The organism is Succinimonas sp. (genome assembly GCF_045225735.1).
Classification (GTDB): Bacteria; Pseudomonadota; Gammaproteobacteria; order Enterobacterales; family Succinivibrionaceae; genus Succinimonas.
The window spans coordinates 1-3,075 of record NZ_JBGVBR010000427.1 but is presented as its reverse complement, the minus strand read 5'-3'; the positions used below and the strand labels follow the sequence as shown (position 1 = coordinate 3,075).

The window sequence follows — 3,075 nt, the reverse complement described above, 5'->3', positions numbered from 1 at the left end:
CAGGTAATTACCGTGGAGGCCCGGGGCAAGGATCAGGCCACCGCGGAAATCAATGCCAAAACCGCCGCGGCCCGCAAGATGATGCTGTCCATCACCGATGAGAAGTTTGTGAAGGAGCATACCGCGGAGATCCGGAGCGGGGTGATAGCCCGGGCCGAAGATTATGTTTCCGGCTTTAAGGTGCTCTCCGCCGAGAAAAAAGGAAATCTCATCAGCATCAGCGCCGAAGCGGATGTGGATCGGTCCCGGCTCACGGCCTATCTTAAAAGTCTGGGAGCCGAGATCCGGCCTTCCTATGAGGAGACCCTGAGCGCCCGGCAGGATTCCGAAAGGGATGCCCTCCGGAAAATCTTCGGAGAGGAGGTACGGCTCCGGCCGGCCAGCATGTCCCCGGGCCCCCAGAATGAGCTTCCGGCGGTAACGGAGGAGGTTATTCCCGGAGCGGAGCTTACCATTATCAGCAGGAAAAGCTATGAGCCTCACGAGCTTTTTCTGGTTTACTACCGGACGCCTGAATACGCTGCGGAGATCAAAAACAGCAGTCAAATCTATCTCACTGTAAACGAACCTGATGTTCCGGCGGACTACGCCTCCTCCCGGGAACGCATGATGTCCGACACTGCCGCCGCTGACACAGCCCGGGAGGGATATTTGCGGGTAAAGGCTCCGGCCCGGGACGGCAGCTACGAGATCCGGTTTTTCAGCGGCGACGATGAGAACGCCGTGTTGCTGGCCCGGCAGGGATTCAGGGTCAGGACGGAGAAGCCGCTCCCCGGATATTCCTTAGCCCGGGATCATTTTCTGCCGGGAGAGCATTTTTATGTGGATCTCCAAAATTACGAAGACCGCAAAACCGCATTTCTGGTAATTGCCCCGGCGGCGCAGGCGGATCGTTCCCGCAAGGACATCGAGATCGTAAGAACTTCCCAGTATTTCCGGGACTTCGCCGTTCCCGGGTTTGCCATTGATGCCCCGGAAACTCCCGGAGACTATACGATGCTTCTTTTTGAGACCTGCGAGGACTGCCGCTGGGATGAAAACAATAACGACATGCAAAGGGCCATGGCGCGTCTTGACTTCAAGGTGGCTCCGGCCGCTTCTTCCCTGAGCGAACCCGCAGCGGCGGTGTCTGCGGAGGTTTATGCCGGCGCCGGCGCGAACTATATCTTTGGCTGCGACGGCGAGTGGCAGAAGGAAAATGTTACCTTTCAGATAAAGAAGAAAGGAGCGGAAGAGCATTTTTACAGCGAGTGGGGCGGATGCGGCGATGTTTCTTATATCGCCAGAACCACGAATGATATTTATGAACCCGGGGAGTATGAGTTTTCCGCGCGGCAGGGCTCCGATGAAAATGAAAAGGTATTAACCCGGGAATTTCGGGTGGTGCCGAATCCTGCCGATGAGAACCGGCGGCCGGAAATAGCGGCCAACTCCGCAGTGGCGGAGCAGGATTCCGGCATGACCATGTCCGGGGTGATGCTGACCCACTGGAAGGATCCCTTTGCCGTCCTGGTGCCTGAGGGCTATCCCCCGGAGGCGGCCCGGGTGCTGGAAAAGTACGCCGATGATGTTACGGTACTGGGACACCGGAGGACATTCTTTTCCGGTCTTCCTGTTACCCAGCCCCCGGGGGATTACGAGCTCAGGCTTTATGATGCTCCGGATGATTCCGGAACGCTGCAGGCCAGCTTTAAGATGCATGTGATGACGGATGCGGAGATGGCAGACCACAAGAAGGAGATCCGGGCCAGCATTGACCGTTACCTGAGGGACGGCGCCAGCGACAGGAATAACAGCGAACAGCAGTTTAAAAAGCATCTTATTGAGAGCTTCCATGTGCCGGAGCCGCCCCGGAGCACCGGGCTGAGCGGCGTTTTCGAGCCGCCCCGGCTTTACGATTTTGAAGACGCTGAAGACATTTATGCCGATACCGAAGCGGCAGTCGATAATTCTTCCGGTTTTTCCTTTGAAACAGTGGCTCTTACTGAGGCCGACTGCGACAAATATATTGACAAGTATATCCGGGAAGCCTCCCGCATTGACATTACCCTGGGCCGGGACGGCGACTTCGAGGGCGAACTGGCCAATTTCGGAAAAACCCTGCTGTCCAGCATGCCGCTTCCGGATGGTTTGAAGCTCGAAAAGTACCGGAGTGTCTTTCTGGAGGTGCAGGAAATGTACGGGAATGCCATTGCCGGCATGGATCAGCTCTCCGAGGGGGAGTACTATGAGGCTCTTAAAAAGGGCATGGTCTCCATGCTGAAGGTCGGACTTAATCATTGCTCCGACGAGGAATGTCTGGCCAAGCTGCTGACCCGGAACTCCTCCAGGCTTAAGGAAAGCATGGCCCGGATGCCGGAGAAGGAATACGCCAGGGTCTACGGCATGCTGAACAAGGCTCTTGGAAAGGGCAAAAGCGGCAAACATTTCCTGCAGGAACTTGCCGATTACCGCAGCGGGGTGGCCAGTGATGCCAAGTTCTTAAGCGGCAAAAAGGATCTGGTGTCCAAGGCGCTGGATATTACCGGGGATGTTTCCGCTCTGGCAGGCGCTCTTGCCGGAGGGGATTATGCCAACAAGGAGGCTTATGCCAACGTGGCGCTTTCCATTCTGGCCCTGGAGCATCCCATTCTTTCCGAATCCGCAAAGCTGTCATACCAGGCTTATCTATCCTCCCGGGATTTTGCCCGGGACGTGGCGGTGATCAGAATGTACGGCAAATGGAAGAAGGTAGGAGCGGATACCAAGGGAGCTGCCGGCTATGAGGATTTTGCCCGGATCTGGAAGGAGGACTGGAAGCATCACAAGGACAGCGTGATGAAGCAGACCCGGGAGGTAATGATTAACACTTTGGGTAATGAACTCACCAAAAAGGCTCTGAGCAGGGATAACCGGGAAAAGGCCTGGATGTATCTCCAGACTTTGCAGGAGGAGGGCGAGGAAGCCGCCCGGGACTACATGGTGAAAAGCGACTTTATCACCGAGGAAGAGGTGTACGATTTTCTGGAGGCTCAGTTCACCGAATGGGAAAGGGCGGAAAACAATAATTCCCAGTTTGCTCAGGAGGCCCGGGCC

1 protein-coding gene is annotated in these 3,075 nt (G+C 56.2%); it reads left to right on the top strand.

The genetic code is table 11. The annotated features are described in order from the left end of the window. On the top strand, positions 1-3,075 hold a 3,075-nt coding region (locus tag ACJROR_RS14905), incomplete at both ends, for a hypothetical protein (protein WP_406547783.1).